General features: G+C 29.7%; 14 protein-coding genes and 6 tRNA genes. 6 read left to right on the plus strand and 14 right to left on the minus strand.

Translation table 11 applies throughout. From position 1 onward, the window contains the following. Nucleotides 1-10: 10 nt before the first annotated feature. Nucleotides 11-1237: an acetate kinase gene (locus tag U881_RS0104505; RefSeq protein WP_024653422.1), complete on the plus strand. Its 1227-nt coding sequence runs from the start codon at nt 11-13 to the stop codon at nt 1235-1237. 78 nt (nt 1238-1315) lie between these two features. On the opposite strand, the gene U881_RS0104510 is transcribed toward U881_RS0104505, so the two are convergent. Both U881_RS0104510 and U881_RS0104515 read right to left on the minus strand, forming a co-directional pair. Further along, nucleotides 1316-1861, minus strand: coding sequence for a DJ-1 family glyoxalase III (locus U881_RS0104510; protein ID WP_024653423.1), 546 nt, complete (start codon nt 1859-1861; stop codon nt 1316-1318). 16 nt (nt 1862-1877) lie between these two features. Beyond that, a tRNA-Met gene (locus U881_RS0104515) sits at nt 1878-1951 on the minus strand. 412 nt (nt 1952-2363) lie between these two features. Here U881_RS0104515 and U881_RS0104520 point away from each other — a divergent pair. Then, complete coding sequence (locus U881_RS0104520) at nt 2364-3908, plus strand: glycoside hydrolase family 3 N-terminal domain-containing protein (RefSeq protein WP_051374045.1); 1545 nt, start codon at nt 2364-2366, stop codon at nt 3906-3908. Here U881_RS0104520 and U881_RS0104525 read toward each other — a convergent pair. After that, on the minus strand, nt 3898-4857 hold the full coding sequence (locus U881_RS0104525; RefSeq protein WP_024653425.1) for a DHH family phosphoesterase: 960 nt from the start codon (nt 4855-4857) through the stop codon (nt 3898-3900). The two genes, U881_RS0104520 and U881_RS0104525, sit on opposite strands and share 11 nt — an antisense overlap. A 131-nt stretch (nt 4858-4988) precedes the next feature. Here U881_RS0104525 and cdd point away from each other — a divergent pair, with 131 nt between their 5' ends. Further along, entirely contained in the window at nt 4989-5444 is a 456-nt protein-coding gene (gene cdd / locus U881_RS0104530) for a cytidine deaminase (protein ID WP_024653426.1), read from the plus strand. A gap of 42 nt (nt 5445-5486) precedes the next feature. Here cdd and U881_RS0104535 read toward each other — a convergent pair whose 3' ends face one another. Further along, on the minus strand, nt 5487-5855 hold the full coding sequence (locus U881_RS0104535) for a hypothetical protein (protein WP_024653427.1): 369 nt from the start codon (nt 5853-5855) through the stop codon (nt 5487-5489). 110 nt (nt 5856-5965) lie between these two features. Here U881_RS0104535 and U881_RS0104540 point away from each other — a divergent pair, with 110 nt between their 5' ends. From U881_RS0104540 to rpsD, 3 genes are all read left to right on the plus strand, one after another. Beyond that, complete coding sequence (locus U881_RS0104540; protein WP_024653428.1) at nt 5966-7234, plus strand: cation diffusion facilitator family transporter; 1269 nt, start codon at nt 5966-5968, stop codon at nt 7232-7234. A 55-nt stretch (nt 7235-7289) separates the two neighbouring features. Continuing rightward, nucleotides 7290-7363, plus strand: a tRNA-Met gene (locus U881_RS0104545). A gap of 18 nt (nt 7364-7381) precedes the next feature. Continuing rightward, nucleotides 7382-8008, plus strand: a complete 627-nt coding sequence (rpsD, locus tag U881_RS0104550) for a 30S ribosomal protein S4 (RefSeq protein ID WP_024653429.1) — start codon at nt 7382-7384, stop codon at nt 8006-8008. A gap of 28 nt (nt 8009-8036) precedes the next feature. Here rpsD and U881_RS13065 read toward each other — a convergent pair whose 3' ends face one another. The 10 genes from U881_RS13065 to pepD all read right to left on the minus strand — a co-directional run bounded on the left by U881_RS13065 (nt 8037) and on the right by pepD (nt 15816). Continuing rightward, nucleotides 8037-8183, minus strand: a complete 147-nt coding sequence (locus U881_RS13065; protein WP_200861715.1) for a hypothetical protein — start codon at nt 8181-8183, stop codon at nt 8037-8039. 33 nt (nt 8184-8216) lie between these two features. Then, nucleotides 8217-10625 carry an endopeptidase La gene (gene lon, locus U881_RS0104560; protein WP_024653430.1) on the minus strand — a complete coding sequence of 803 codons (2409 nt, stop codon included), beginning with the start codon at nt 10623-10625 and terminating at the stop codon, nt 8217-8219. Next, on the minus strand, nt 10600-11892 hold the full coding sequence (gene clpX, locus U881_RS0104565) for an ATP-dependent protease ATP-binding subunit ClpX (protein ID WP_024653431.1): 1293 nt from the start codon (nt 11890-11892) through the stop codon (nt 10600-10602). The genes lon and clpX overlap by 26 nt, the downstream gene beginning before the upstream one ends. 23 nt (nt 11893-11915) lie before the next feature. Then, nucleotides 11916-12500 carry an ATP-dependent Clp endopeptidase proteolytic subunit ClpP gene (clpP, locus tag U881_RS0104570; protein WP_024653432.1) on the minus strand — a complete coding sequence of 195 codons (585 nt, stop codon included), beginning with the start codon at nt 12498-12500 and terminating at the stop codon, nt 11916-11918. 14 nt (nt 12501-12514) lie between these two features. Next, the gene (tig, locus tag U881_RS0104575; protein WP_024653433.1) at nt 12515-13867 is read right to left on the minus strand and encodes a trigger factor; all 1353 of its coding nucleotides are present in this window, start codon (nt 13865-13867) and stop codon (nt 12515-12517) included. Nucleotides 13868-13915: 48 nt separating this feature from the next. Then, nucleotides 13916-13987 (minus strand) — tRNA-Gly (locus tag U881_RS0104580). A 6-nt stretch (nt 13988-13993) separates the two neighbouring features. Further along, nucleotides 13994-14074 (minus strand) — tRNA-Leu (locus U881_RS0104585). Between the two features lie 57 nt (nt 14075-14131). Next, nucleotides 14132-14205, minus strand: a tRNA-Arg gene (locus U881_RS0104590). Nucleotides 14206-14221: 16 nt separating this feature from the next. Next, nucleotides 14222-14297: transfer RNA gene (locus U881_RS0104595), tRNA-His, on the minus strand. Nucleotides 14298-14394: 97 nt separating this feature from the next. Next, nucleotides 14395-15816 (minus strand): beta-Ala-His dipeptidase, encoded by a 1422-nt coding sequence (gene pepD / locus U881_RS0104600; RefSeq protein ID WP_024653434.1) that lies wholly within the window; start codon nt 15814-15816, stop codon nt 14395-14397. Nucleotides 15817-15917: the final 101 nt, after the last annotated feature.

Here is a 15917-nt window from a genome sequence, read left to right on the forward strand (position 1 = left end):
TGGATAAAATATGAGAATATTAATATTAAATACAGGAAGTTCCTCATTAAAATTTACACTCTATGAACATCAACATAAAAACACACAAATATTAGCATCAGGAATAATTGAAAAAATCAAAACAAAAGAATCAATAATCAAAATTAAGTTCAAAAATAACTTCCTCGAGCTAACAAATCTAAATATCAAATCACACAAAGAAGCACTAAAACATTTAATTAAAATTTTAACAAACAAAAAAACAAAAATTATCAATCACCCAGATGAAATTCAAGGAATAGGACACAGAGTCGTACATGGAGGTCCAAAATTTAAAAACTCAGTTATACTTAACAAAAACATATTAAATGAATTAAAACAAATATCTTACCTTGCACCTCTTCACAATCCAACTGCAATAAAAGTAATAGAAAAAGTGTTTACACTATTTCCAAATACAAAACAAGTTTCATGTTTTGACACATCATGGCATCAAACCATAAATGAAAACGCATTCTTATATGCCGTACCATATTCTTGGTATAAAGATTATCATATTAGAAAATATGGGTTCCACGGTTTATCATATGCATATATAACTAAAAGAGCCGCAAAAATACTTAACAAGTATATATGCGATCTAAATCTAATAATATTACATCTAGGCAATGGAGCAAGTATTAATGCTGTTAAGGGAGGAATATCACACGACACAAGCATGGGTCTAACTCCTCTTGAAGGACTAGTAATGGGCACAAGAAGTGGAGATATAGATCCTGCCATTTTTCCTTTAATGAGCAAAATATTAAAAAAAACTCCAAGACAAATTGAAGATATCCTTAACAAGGAAAGTGGTATACTGGGCATATCTTGCAAATCAAATGATTTAAGAGATATTTGGAAGGAAATTGAACATAACAAGTACAATTCTAAACTTGCAGTTGAAATAATGGCTTATAGAATCAAAAAATATATTGGTTCTTATCTTGCCGTTCTAGACTTTAATATTGATGCAATAATTTTTACAGCAGGAATCGGTGTTACCGATTATGAAATCAGAAGATTATCACTTCAAGGCTTTAAAAAAATTGGAATTGACATTGATCTTCAAAAAAACAATTTAGCAATAGATAAAAATAAAGAATCTGACATATCAAGCAGCAAAAGTAAGGTAAAAATACTTGTAATACCAACAAATGAAGAATTAACCATACTTGAAGACACTTACAATCTCATCAAAAACAATCACAATGATTGATATAAAATTTTAACTCAAGATATTTCCTCTAAACAAAATAAATACCTAATAGCAATACCTCATGATACATAAATCAAATCAAAGCAAGGCCTTCGCTTTAACATCCTCAAGTACACTCTCACCCTTAACAATCTTAAGTAAAGCAAAAGCAAACTCAAAAGCCGTGCCAACACCCTTAGAAGTGATAAAATTATTACTAATAACAACAGCCTCATCAACAAACTTGCCATCAATAACACCATTCTCAAGTCCTGGATAACAGGTAAACTTGTTTTTACCCAAAAGTCCTTTTGCAGCAAGAACAACTACTGGTGATGCACAAATAGCCGCAATCAACTTGCCCTGTAAATTCATACTTCTTAAAATATTATCTAAATCCTTAGATTCAAAAAGATTTGTAGCACCAGGCATTCCTCCAGGAAGTATAATTAAATCAAAATGATCCGATGTGCAATTTGATATTTTTTCATCTGCTCCAAAAATAAATCCTCTAGAACTTGAAACAAGTTTATTATCATTTAAACTTACAACTTTCAAATCAACATTTCCACGCTTTAAAATATCCATAGGAACTACAGCTTCAATCTCTTCAAAACCATCTGCAAGTACAATTGCCACTCTCATAATACAAACTCCTTAATGCTGATGGAGGGACTTGAACCCACGGCCACTCGGATATGAGCCGAGTGCTCTAACCAACTGAGCTACATCAGCTTACAGCCATTAAAGTGTATAAATTCAAAGATATTTTGTCAATATAAAACCACACTCTTTATGATATTTACTAATTTTTTACTAAAAAGCAGTATCAAAACTCTAAATGATAACAAAATTTCAAAAAATAATACTTATAATCAATTAAAACATCTAACATAAATCGGAAATAACAATTCATTTATAATTTAAGTACAAAAAATATATTGAAATGATTTTGAAAATATCAATAAACTTGAAATAAGGAAATTCAAAACAATATGATATACTTATAAATCGAAAAAAAACTGGTATGGTTTAAATGAAAAAAATTATTTATATAATTATCTTCTTAATTAACAATAATTGCTCTGCTTATGATTTTTGGAGCATAGAAAACAAAGAAAAATTAATAGAACAAATAGTAAGTCAAATGAATGACAAAGAATTATTGGGACAAATATTTATGATAAGCTATCCAAAAGAACAAATAACGAAATTTACTCTAGACTTCATAAAAGAAAAAAATTTAGGTGGAATTAAAATCTTTGGATGGAATGCAAAAAATTTGCACAAGCTAATAGAAAGCATAAATAAAGCACAATCAATGTCTCAAAACAATAGATTTAAAATTCCTTTATTTATAGCAACAGACCAAGAAGGTGGATGGACACAACATGTTAAACTTCACACATCAAAAACAATAGGAAATCTTGGAATTACAGCCACTCTATCACCAAATGATTCTTATCTTACAGGATACCACATAGCAAATGAATTAAAACAACTTGGAATTAACATGAATTTTGCTCCAATAACAGATATCTATAGCAATGAAGAAAATTTTATAATAGGACCAAGAACATATTCAAATAATCCACAAATCGTATCTCTATTTGCATTGGCTTTTTACAAAGGACAAAAACAAGCAGGAGTAATCTCAACGGCAAAACACTTTCCCGGACATGGCAATACCATTACTGATTCTCATACAAAAATACCAATAATAAGTTCAAATTTAAAAGAAATTCAAACAAATGAATTATTACCATACAAAATACTAATAAAAGAAAACATTCCAATGATTATGAGTGGACACTTAGCATATCCAATGCTTACAAATGGCAAAGCAATACCTGCCTCCTCATCAATCAAAATTATCAAAGAGATACTCAGAAGAGACTTAAAATATGAAAATTTAATAATAACAGATGACCTGTTGATGAATGCAGTGAGATATCAAAATGAAAGTATTTATGACACAATTGAACGAATTATCAGAACAGAAACTGACATTTTATTAATATCATTAAACGAAAATATACAAAACAACGCATATAATCAATTATTAAATCTTATGCAACAAGACAATGAAATAAGAGAAAACATTATCAAATCCAATAAAAGAATACTTAGAATAAAATTAGAATACTTAAAAGAAAAAAGAAACAAAAAAGACATTTTTCCAAACTATAAAAATGCTCAAGAAATACCTACAAAAGAAGCCAAATTTTTTTTTGAGCAAAATACATTAAGAGGCATAACAAAAATAAAAATATCAAAAAAATTATCAAAGGACAAAAAAACATTATTAATATCACCCTATAAAACAATGATTCAGGTAGGGAAAACAATATTTAAAAATAATTATGGATATTATTACGACTATTATCCACTAAACAAAATAAATCCCAAACAATTGCAAGAAATAAAAAATTTAATTGAAAAAAATGAACAAGTGATTTTTAATATATCAACGCCTGCCAGTCTCAAATACATAGAAAACCTGAAAGAATATAAAGATAAAATAAGTATAATCGTCTCCCTTACTCCCCAACACATTAAAAAACTTAACTGGATAGAAAACATAGTAATAGTATATGGAACTACAACACTATCTTTTAAATCTGGATTTTTAACTTTAACAGAAGATTTCAACCCACAAGGACAAATACCTTTAATGAATTTTAAAAATTAATAGCATCCTTAATATATGCAATTATTTGATTCTCCAAAAGATTTAAAGCACTATTTTTTACCTTAAATCCACTGGCATGCTTATGTCCGCCACCTCCAAAACATTTTGCAAGTTCCCCCACATCAAAATATTCCTTAGAACGAAGTCCCACCAAAATAGAACCATCCTCTGTTTCCTTTAAAATAATTAATATCTCATTATTCTCAACATTAGAGAGAAGTGAATAAAACAGCTCATTCACACCACTAACACTATTATCTCTCTTAGAATTAAAGGGTAAAATAGTTAACAATACCTTTCCATCAAAATATGTTCTAAGATTATTTAGCATAACACCAAGCATATCTATTGAAGCTAAACTTTTCACAGATTCAACATAATTATAGATATCTTTAAGGATTAAACCTTTAGAAACAAGCCTGGCTATCATTTCAAAAGGCTCAGGATCACTATTTGAAATAAATCTAAAAAATCCTGTATCTGTGCAAAATCCCACTAAAATATACCATGCCTCTTCCTTAGTAACTTCATATCCAGATGCTCTAATTAACTTTTCAATTAAAAAAGTTGTTGATGGAGCATTAGGATCAATATATCCAAGGGTATCCAACCTATCTCCAGAAGCATGATGATCAATAACAAGAATAGGCATATCTTTTACATAAAAAACAAATTCATCTCCAATGCGATCAAAGATGGAACAATCCAAAATAATAACAGCATAACCTGATGAATTAATATCCGGCCATCTAGACAAAAATTGATCTCTAAAGGGAAGTATCTCTTTCCTTACAAATGGACCTTCATTTATCATAATAGCCTTTTTACCTATTCTACGCAAAAAAGAAGCCAAAGCTAAAGATGAACCAATACAATCAAAATCGGGATCCTTATGTCCAACAATAATAAAATTGTCATACTTTTTAATAAATTCAATAACATCTATCATAAAAAAACATTAACAAACCTTTCATATAAAGCAATAATTACATCTTATAATTAAATATTTTACAATATTTTCATAAAAAATTATAAGCATCATGTTATAATTGAACGTATCATAATCTTAAGGATTTATAAATGGATAACAACGAACAAAGCGTAATTGTAAAAGCATTTCAATTGGCTGAAGCTGCAAGAAATAATGCATATTCTCCGTATTCAAAATTCAAAGTGGGAGCTTGTATTAAAACTAAAGACAATTTATTTTTTCAAGGTTCAAATGTTGAAAATGCAAGTTTTGGAGCAACTCGATGTGCAGAACAAGCTGCAATAATAAACATGATATCATCTGTTGGAACACAAAAAATAGATTTTATATTAATCACAACAATCCCAGCAAGTGTTCCATGTGCAATATGTCGTCAAGTAATGTCAGAGTTTTTCCAAGATGATACTAAAATACTAATAACAGATCCCAACCAATTTAATATAAGTAAAACGGTTCTAAAAACTTACACACTTAAAGATTTACTTCAATTTCCATTTAACAAAGAAGAACTATCAAAAATATTTCAAGCAAATCAAATAACATAACATACAAATCTTACATAAAGGATTTAGCATAAAATCTAAATATCACTTTAAAACGCCAAGAGAAACAATAGCCTTAGCAAACTCACTTAACTGATTGGAACTAATGGTACCTGCTGATAAATCAAAAATTTCTAAGATAATTCTTTTCTCATCAAAATTAAACTCATGATCCACGATTTCTAATGACAAAAAATTAATAATTGGAATAAATTCATCAATAAAAGCATATATTCCCTTATCAAAATTAAAATTTTCATAATAATAATTAAACACATTTTCCAAAGCTTTCTTATCAAAGATTTTAAGAAAATCATAAAAAACATTCTCGACATTCTTCACATTATTCATTAAAATTTCATCCTTAGAAATACACTTTTTACACTTTTTAACAAATAATTTAGATTGCAACATCAACTTCCTCCACTTCATTTAAGCTAATACAATTAATTGAATATTAAAAAAAATAATGTTATCTTTACACATAATAGGATTATGCAATAAACTAAAGGAAAAGTGCAAATATGATTAAAATAATCACTTACAAAAATATCAATAACTGCACTCATTTAAATCTTGGAAAGATAGAAAAAAACGAAATTTACATAGCTCATGTAGAAAACAATGTTAAGGTAATTTCATATTTAAAAGCTAAAATACAAGATGAAACAATTCAAATCAATCATTTTTACATGGATCCAAATTTTCACGCAGAAGGGATAGAAAAAATATTAATACGTAATTTAATCTATTATGGAAAAAAAAACAAAATACAAAAAGTATTATGCAAAATCAATGATATAAGAGAAGAGTTGCAAAATCTAGGATTTATAAATAACAACAGTACATACGAAAAAGATTTAAATCCTGAAATAAAAAAAAATACAATAATCATGAGAATAGGATTAATCTCAGTACTAGCAGAAATAGCATCAATAGCATCTAAACTTACTGTTGGTATTCTTTTTAATTCATTTGCACTAATAGCAGATGCACTTCATGTCACATCAGATTTTATTTTATCCACAATTACATACTTCAGTTTAAAAATTACAGACAAACCAGAAACAATTCACTATCCTTATGGATATAAAAAAATGGAAAACCTAATAGCATTAATTATAGGAATAGTGATAATAATCTCAGGATTTACAATATTTGTAAAAACAACAGGATTAAATCAAATAATACATTTTACTAAGGAATCTGCATTGCATAATCATCATGAACACGATGATAAGGAAAACATATTAGAAATATTCTCAAATAATTCTTTTAAAAAAAGTATCTGGATACCATTAATACCTTTTATATTCTTTTTAGTAAAGATAATCGAACATATGGTAAAATTCCAAATCGGTAAAAGATATAACAACTATTTACTACTAGCATTATCATCATCCGATAAAAATTGCATATTTTCTCACGGTGGCACCACATTAAGTTTATTACTTGCAACTTATGTATGGACAGGTTTTGACAAAATAATATCCATATGCATTAGTCTTATGATGATCAAAGAAGGACTACACGTAATTATCAACAATGCAAACAATCTTTTATCAAAACAAGACATAGACTTAAAAAGAGAAATAAAAAATACATTAAAAAATATGAATATCAACTTTAGAGAAATTAATTTTTATCATCAAGGAAATGAATTAAATCTTTATATCAAGCTAGATTTAAACCGTGAAGAAAATTTAGAAAAATTAATACAAAAAAAAGATAAAATAAAATATATAATAAAAGAATATTATCAAGAGATATGCGAGATTCATATATTGATATAAGAAAACAAAATCAATTGACACTATAAGCAAAATTGTGTTAAATTATATTTTAAGACGCAGGGTGGAGCAGTTTGGTAGCTCGTCGGGCTCATAACCCGAAGGTCGTAGGTTCAAGTCCTATCCCTGCTATTTAAATGTGAGGAACTAATGAACAGGAAAAATATAGCTAAAGGAAAATTAGTTAGACGATTTGGTGTTAACATCTTTGAACAACCAAAATACGACAAATTACTTAAAAAGAAACCCAATCCGCCTGGAATGCATGGGAGATCTAGACGATCTAAAATAACAGAATATGGAAAACAATTAATAGAAAAACAAAAGGTAAAATTTACTTATGGTATAAGTGAAAGACAACTCACTAATATCTTTAAAGAAGCAAGAAGACAACACGGAGTTACTGGTGACAACCTTTTGGCATTGCTTGAGAGAAGAATTGATAATGTTGTCTACAGAGCTGGATTTGCCATTTCAAGAGCTCATGCAAGACAAATAGTTTCACACGGAATTATTATACTTAATGGAAGAAGAGTAACAATCCCATCAATTACCTTAAGAGCAAATGACATAATACAAGTAAAAGAAAAAGACAGCTTAAAGAAGCTGATTAGATCTAATATAGAAAAAACATCTGCACTTAGAAAATTACCAGATTGGATAGAAGTAAACGCCGATGATTTAAATGTAAAGATAACCAGGCTCCCAGCAAGAGATGAGATACCTACCCTTGCAAATGAACAAATGATTGTTGAATATTACTCTAAGAGAGCATAACTTAAAAAATAGCATGGCTAGTGCCATGCTATTTACCTTTTTTCTTTTTTGCAAAATTTTTACTCAAATTACTATTTACAAGGTTTGAAAAGTTATTCTTAATTGAATTTTTATTAAAACCTTGAAAACTCAATGATGTCCTACTACCTGACGGTTTTCTAACTCCATCTTTCATAGTTCCTCCTTAATAGATTTTATCATATAAATTCTAAATAATATTTAAATAATCAAATACTTCTTTTAAATGAGAAACATACTTAACATTAATATTATCTCTAATATCTACTGGAAGTTTAACATAATCTATCTCATTATCTCTTGGAATAATAATTTTATTTATGCCATTCCTATAAGCTGCAAGCACTTTTTCTTTAATACCTCCTACAGAGAGAACTAAACCTTTAAGAGTAACTTCTCCAGTCATTGCAACATCTAAAGGTACTTTTTTATCAGACAAAACAGAAGCTATAGCCGTTGCAATAGTAATTCCAGCAGAAGGTCCATCTTTTGGTATAGCTCCTTCTGGGAAATGAATATGAATTTCTGGAATTTCATTTATATCAAAATTAAGTTTAGAAGAATAAGTCTTAACAATAGAATATGCCAATTGCGCACTCTCTTTCATAACAGATCCAAGACTACCCGTTAAAATAATATCACCTTTCTTATCAAACTTAATAGCTTCAACAGGAAGTACAGCACCACCATAATTTGTCCAAGCAAGACCATAAACAAATCCAGAAGAATCAATTTTCATCAAATTAAATCTACACTCACAATTTACATACAAACGAAAGTTATACATATTAATTATCTTATAAATACCACGAACATCAGGATCATGAGTAAAGAGTGAATTATTACCATGCATCAAAGAACTTGGAAAATAAAAATTTCCTTCAATAATATCTTCCTTTGAATAACTATAAAGCAATTCTCTTACAACCATTCTAAATAAATTGGTCAAAATTCTCTTTAAATTCCTAACTCCAGACTCCATAGTATAGTTTCTAATTATATGCAAAATAACATCATCTTCTACCTTTATATAAACTTTATTTAAACAACTTTCCCTAATAATCTTTGGTATTAAAAAATCCTTTGCAATTTCCAATTTTTCAAAACAAGAATACCCTTCTATCTTAATAATCTCCATTCTATCAAGAAGAGGCTTAGAAATTTCATTTATTGAATTGGCTGTTGCCACAAATAAAACATTAGAGAGATCATACGGAATCTCCAGATAATGATCAACAAACCTAGAATTTTGTTCAGCATCTAACACTTCTAAAAGAGCTGCTCCTGGATTCCCTTTATAAGAACCGCTAATCTTATCTATCTCATCAAGAAGAATAACAGGATTAGATTTACCCGCAACTTTGATTGCATTAATGAAAACCCCAGGGAGAGCCCCAACATAAGATCTACGATGCCCTTTAATTTCTGTCTCATCTCTAAGTCCACCAAGCGAAATTTTGGAAAATTCTCTAAAGAGAGATTTAGCAATAGAGAAAGCAACAGAAGTCTTTCCAGTTCCAGGTGGCCCTACAAGACATAAAATAGGAGCTTGAACCTTAGAATTAATATGATAAACAGCTAAAAAATTCATTATTTTCTCTTTAGCCTCATCCATACCATAATGAGAATTTTTTAAAATAAGCTCAATTTCCTTTAAAGAATTTTGCATCTCAGTATTTTCATTCCAAGGTAAATCAAGCAACAACTCAATATAATTCCTAACAATATTGGCATCTGGAGAATTGGCATTTGTACGAGCCAACCTAGATATTTCTTTCTCAATTCTCAATTTAACATCTTGAGGAATATCCTTTAAATCCAACCTCTCAAGATAATCAGTCTCATCCCTACCTAACCTCTTTTGAATCTCCTTAACTTGTTCAGTTAAAAAATATTCTCGCTGTCCCTTATCAAGCTTAGATTTAACTTTAGTCTTAATATCTCTCTTAAGTATTAAAAGCTCAGTCTCAATATTCAAATTTACGATTAATTTCTCTATTCTCAACTTAACGTCTAATTCTTGTAAAAGTTCTACCTTAACTCTATATTCCAAATCCACATTAGAAGCTATAATATCAACAAGTTTAGACGGACTATCAAAAAAATTGCAACTCTCATCATCTTTGAATGTTTCGGGAGGCAAATAAGACTTATAAGTATCATACGTTTCTCTTAAAAATTTAGTATAAGCAAAAAGTTCACCATTAAATTCACATTTATCAGATATAAAATCAACTTTTGCCCTTAGATAATTATTTTTCTTCAAAACATTCTTAAGAACAACTCTATCTTGAAAATCAACTAAAATTTTTACTAAATTCTTAGTAACTTTTATAACCTGAATAATCTTTGAATAAATACCAACAGAATATAAATTATTCACATCAAGCTTGTCATCAACAGCATCAGGCTTAAGATCATTAACACAAAAAAATAAGATCAATCGATCTTCCAGCATAGACTGATATACCGCATTAATGGCAACATCATTATCAAGACTAACCCACAGAGTCATATGGGGAAAAAAAACATTTTGTTTTACAACAATAACTGGAAGGTCATCTTTTTTAGAACTAATTAGATTTAGAATTGATTTCATAAAGTTCTTTTGCCCAAGGCTTATTAACATGCCTTCCTGTTAAAACTAAGGGCGCAATATCAGCATTTAAAACAGAATCTTTAGTGACAATAACTTTTTTAATTTGTTTACTTGAAGGTATCTCAAACATCACATCTTTAAGTAATTCTTCTAAAATAGAACGCAAGCCCCTAGCACCCGTATTTTTAAGCATGGCTTCTTCTGCAATTGCACTAATCGCAGCCTTTTCAAATACAAGATCAACATTATCCATCTTAAACATATGACAATATTGCCTTACAATAGAATTTTCAGGCTCAACTAATATTTTAATTAAATCTTCTTTCTCTAATTTATCAAGATAAGAATGCACGGGAAGTCTACCTACAAATTCTGGAATAAGTCCAAATTTAATTAAATCTTCCATTTCTAAATATTTTAAAGAATTATCTACACCTGTATCTTTTCGACCTGAAGATGAAAATCCAATAAAAGTCTTATTAATTCTTTTCCTAATAATATTCTCAAGACCAACAAAGGCTCCACCACATATAAAGAGTATATTATGAGTATTAATTTCAATAGTATCTTCATAAGGATGCTTTCTACCACCCCTTGGTGGCACATTTGCAATAGTACCCTCAATTATCTTAAGCAAAGACTGCTGCACGCCTTCTCCAGATACATCTCTTGTAATTGACACATTTTCACCTTTCTTTGCAATCTTGTCTATCTCATCTATATAAATGATACCTCTTTCTGCAAAAGTCACATCTCCATTAGCAGCATGGATTAGTTTAAGTAAAATATTCTCAACATCCTCTCCCACATATCCAGCTTCAGTAAGCGTTGTAGCATCAGCAATTGCAAATGGAACATTCATCTCAGCTGCCAACTTTTTTGCAAGCAAAGTCTTACCACTACCAGTAGGTCCTACAAGTAGCACATTTGATTTCTCAAGTTCAACACCGCTATTATCTCTCTTATTTCCCTTAAAGATCCTTTTATAATGATTATAAACAGCAACAGACAATACTTTCTTAGCATCTTCTTGTCCAATAATATACTTATCTAAATGATTCTTAAGCTGCTTAGGGGTTGGAAGATTTCTTGGGGCCCTATTATTTGCTGGCTTGTCTGACTCTTCTTTAAAAAGATTATGACATATTTTTGAACATTCAAAACAAATGGCAACAGAATTTGCCGAAATAAGCTTACCTTCAGCCTCAGCGCTAGTACGACCACAGAATGAACATCCTTCAATTTTTTGACTTTTACTTCTTGCCATATAAATCTCACCTAAAATTCAAATTAATTTCTCACTAAAATGCCATCAATAATTCCATAACTTAAAGCATCTTTTGGCGTCATAAAATAATCTCTTTCAATATCAAGAGATAATTTTTCTTTAGGAACTCCTATTTTTTCAGACATAATATCTATTATCAACCTCTTAAGTCTTATAATTTCATTTGCTTGTATACTAATATCACTAGCTTGACCACCTATTCCACCCCAAGGTTGATGAATCATTATCCGTGAATACGACAATGACTCTCTTTTCCCCACAGTACCTCCTGCAAGCAAAAACGCAGCCATTGAAGCTGCCTGCCCAATACAAATCGTTCTTACATCTGGTTTGATATACTGCATAGTATCATAAATTGCAAGTCCTGCAGTAATACTACCTCCTGGAGAATTTATATAAACATATATATCCTTTTTAGAGTCTTCAGATTCCAAAAACAAAAGTTGAGCAATGATTGTATCCGCTCTTAGATCATTAATCTCTCCACTCAAAAAAATTATCCTATCTCTTAACAATCTTGAATATATATCAAACACACGTTCATAATTTCCAGTATGTTCCACAACAGTAGGCACTAAATTATGCATATATCCTCTTATCATCATTCACCTGTCTTATAATTAACAAAATCTCTAAAGGAAATTTTTTCAAGTCTAATCTCTACCACATCTTGCAAAATTTTTTCCTTAACTTTTTGTCTCTTAATTTCATCCTTTAAAAATCCAAATAAATTTCTTTCTTTATAAAATTTTTTAATCTCTTCAAGTGTCATTTTTGAATGTTCAGCCTGTTTAATAAGTTCATCCTCTAACTCAGCATCTGTAACTTCTCTTAAATCATTATCTACCATTTTTTGAAAAACCAATTTAGACTTTAATTTTTTAAGTACATTTTCCTTTAAAACATCACTAACACTCTCCAAATTTATAGAAGAATCACCCAATTGAGTAAGATTAATCTTATTTTGATGTGAAAATTCATTAATCACATTCTTTAATTCAGCCTCCAACATGACAGATGGTACCTCTATATTTAACCTCTCTGCGATATTATACAAGAATTTTGAAAATTTGAGAGATTCACTTCTTTCCTTAATGATTTTTAACATATTTTCTCTTATATATTCTCTAAGTTCTTCTAGAGTGTTTAAACTATCTCTAATATCTTTTGCAAAATCATCATCAAGTTCAGGGATATCACGTCTCTTGATTTCCTTAACAACTATTTTTAATCTCTTGAAGGTATTAGCAAGTTTACTAAATCTATAATCAACATCATAATTTTTCTCTATTATTTTCTCTTCATCCTTCTTCATCCCAATAATATCATCATCAAACCCATAATAATTATCAGACTCTCCAATAGTAAACACAAAATCTTGCCTTTTAGTTTCCAAAATCTCATTTAAAGAATCATCAAGTTCAACAAAATTTGCCCTAACAATACTACCTACTTTAACACTACCACTGTCTTCAACAAGCACTGAATTTTCAAGTTGTAATAATTTAAGTTCATCTTCCACATCCGAATCAGAAACAGTAACTTCTGGTATTTCTACTTTAAAATCTGACTCTGATATATCAGAAATTTCAAATTCAGGATAAGCTTCGTAAACAAAAGTAAACTCAAAATCTTTATCAAAATCTATTTCTAATTTTTCATCTAATATTTTAGGAACAGCACAACTTAATGGCTTATAAGTTGCACACCCAAAGAATTCCTCCAAAGATTTATTCACCAACTTTTCTATAGTAAGAGCCCTTATATTATCAGAATACTTGCCTTCAATAACACTAAAAGGAACCATACCAACCCGAAATCCTTTAATCTTAAGACGAGAAGAATAATCTTTTAAAATTTCATTGTACTTATTCTTAACAAATTCTTTTGAAATTTTAATAACAGCCTGAACCTTAGAACCAGGCATTAATTTTACATCATTATCTAATATCACACTATTCCTCTAATTAAAATAGATTAACACTAATAATTTATAAATTTAAGCGAAAGACGGGATTTGAACCCGCGACTTTCACCTTGGCAAGGTGACACTCTACCCCTGAGTTACTTTCGCATTTTTTGCAGAAGGTGGGACTTGAACCCACATGCCTAAGGCACTAGATCCTAAGTCTAGCGTGTCTGCCAGTTTCACCACTCCTGCATACCTTAGGTAGTATACAAAACTTAAAAAGCTTTTGCAAGTACAAAAACAACACTTCACACCCAGCAGGGATCGAACCTGCAACCTTTGGATTCGAAGTCCAACGCTCTATCCAATTGAGCTATAGGTGTACCTAACAAAAATAAAAGGTGATTGACGGGATTTGAACCCGCGACACCCGGAACCACAACCCGGTGCTCTAACCAACTGAGCTACAACCACCAATCACTCAATTACACGCAAATTTCATTTTATATATATTCAAAGAGTAAGTCAACTAAAACATACATTCAACACAAAATAATATGAAAAATATATAACTACAAAATTTCTAAACTTCTCTTTAAAAAATCATAAACTCTAACAACTGAAGCAATATCAACACGTTCTCTTGGTGTATGAGGAAAGTTGATCCAAGGCCCAACTGTAACTGCATCTATCCCGCCAAGCTTTGCAGATATTACTCCAGTCTCAAGACCAGCATGAATCATTACAATCTTAGCTTCCTTCGAATACATATCCCTATATACATTTTTCAGATGATTTAACAATTCACTATGCTTTGATGGTTGCCAAGCAGGATAATCATAAATTATTTTCAAATTAGCACCCGAAAGATTGCCAATAGCCTTTAAATGACAATAAATATATTCCTTTTGAATATCCAAGAAAGATCTTATTGTAAATGCAAATTGATATTCATTACCAACCCTCAAAAGACTAGCAAAATTTAAAGACGTGTCAATAAGTTTTTCACCATAGTCTCTAACTTTTTGGACTCCATTCAAAAATGCCATTCCCATATCTAAAAGTTTACACTGATCTACATCATCCAAAACATCACCAGAAAAATCAACTCTCTTTAAAATAATCTCAAAATCAGTCTCAAATTCATGCATTTTCTGAAAATTACATCTAAATAATTCTAATTCTCTTTCTAAAAAGGAATAATATTCATCTTCAATTAATATTAAAACCTTTGATTCCCTAGGAATGGCATTGCTTTTATCTCCACCAGATATATGTCCAATCTCAAATTCTATTTTTGTCCTAAGTATATTTAAAGCAAAAAAAATTAATTTCAAAGAATTTGCCAAATCAATATGAATGTCAGCACCAGAATGGCCTCCTTGAAGACCTGTAAATAAGATCTCAACGCATGTTTTTTTCCTACATTTTCTATATTTTGGCTCAAAATTAACATGAACAAGTCTAGAACCAGCACATCCAACTAAAAAATAGCCTTCCTCTTCTCCATCAAGATTAATTAACATTTTACCACTACACAAATTAGGATCAAGTCCAACAGCACCTATTAAGCCTATCTCCTCATCAACAGTAAAAAGGAGTTCTAAAGCAGGATGTTTAAAAGCAAGAGACTCACTCATAATAGCAAGCATCATTGCAACCCCAATTCCATCGTCAGCACCAAGAGTAGTACCCGATGCAACAAAATATCCATTATCTTCAATAACCCTAATAGAATCTTTTGAAAAATCATGCATAACAAATTCATCTTTTTCGCAAACCATATCTGTATGAGCCTGCAAAATAACAGGTGAAATGTTATCGCATCCATTAGCATTAATATTAACTACAATATTCCCAACGCTGTCTTCTTTAAAAGAAAATCCAAATTTTTTAGCTTCTTCTTTAATAAAATCACTAATACCTTTCAGATTTTTTGAACATCTAGGAATCTGAGATATCTGTTTAAAATAACGTATGACAATATTCTCCATCCATAATCTCCAATAAATATTAAAATAAAATCAAAATTTAAAATTAAGACTAAACATAACTACCACATATTAAATATAACACAATTTAAAAAATTAATTTT

It is taken from the genome of Borrelia persica No12, from assembly GCF_000500045.1.
Classification (GTDB): Bacteria; Spirochaetota; Spirochaetia; order Borreliales; family Borreliaceae; genus Borrelia; species Borrelia persica.

Excerpts from the sequence above, each read along its gene's own strand:
- U881_RS0104520 (WP_051374045.1), top strand. The coding sequence starts at position 2,364 with ATGAATGACAAAGAATTATTGGGACAAATATTTATGATAAGCTATCCA.
- U881_RS0104540 (WP_024653428.1), top strand. The coding sequence starts at position 5,966 with ATGATTAAAATAATCACTTACAAAAATATCAATAACTGCACTCATTTA.
- U881_RS0104525 (WP_024653425.1), bottom strand. The coding sequence starts at position 4,857 with ATGATAGATGTTATTGAATTTATTAAAAAGTATGACAATTTTATTATT.
- lon (WP_024653430.1), bottom strand. The coding sequence starts at position 10,625 with ATGAAATCAATTCTAAATCTAATTAGTTCTAAAAAAGATGACCTTCCA.
- clpX (WP_024653431.1), bottom strand. The coding sequence starts at position 11,892 with ATGGCAAGAAGTAAAAGTCAAAAAATTGAAGGATGTTCATTCTGTGGT.
- rpsD (WP_024653429.1), top strand. The coding sequence starts at position 7,382 with ATGAACAGGAAAAATATAGCTAAAGGAAAATTAGTTAGACGATTTGGT.
- cdd (WP_024653426.1), top strand. The coding sequence starts at position 4,989 with ATGGATAACAACGAACAAAGCGTAATTGTAAAAGCATTTCAATTGGCT.
- U881_RS0104510 (WP_024653423.1), bottom strand. The coding sequence starts at position 1,861 with ATGAGAGTGGCAATTGTACTTGCAGATGGTTTTGAAGAGATTGAAGCT.
- pepD (WP_024653434.1), bottom strand. The coding sequence starts at position 15,816 with ATGGAGAATATTGTCATACGTTATTTTAAACAGATATCTCAGATTCCT.
- U881_RS13065 (WP_200861715.1), bottom strand. The coding sequence starts at position 8,183 with ATGAAAGATGGAGTTAGAAAACCGTCAGGTAGTAGGACATCATTGAGT.
- U881_RS0104505 (WP_024653422.1), top strand. The coding sequence starts at position 11 with ATGAGAATATTAATATTAAATACAGGAAGTTCCTCATTAAAATTTACA.
- U881_RS0104535 (WP_024653427.1), bottom strand. The coding sequence starts at position 5,855 with ATGTTGCAATCTAAATTATTTGTTAAAAAGTGTAAAAAGTGTATTTCT.
- clpP (WP_024653432.1), bottom strand. The coding sequence starts at position 12,500 with ATGCATAATTTAGTGCCTACTGTTGTGGAACATACTGGAAATTATGAA.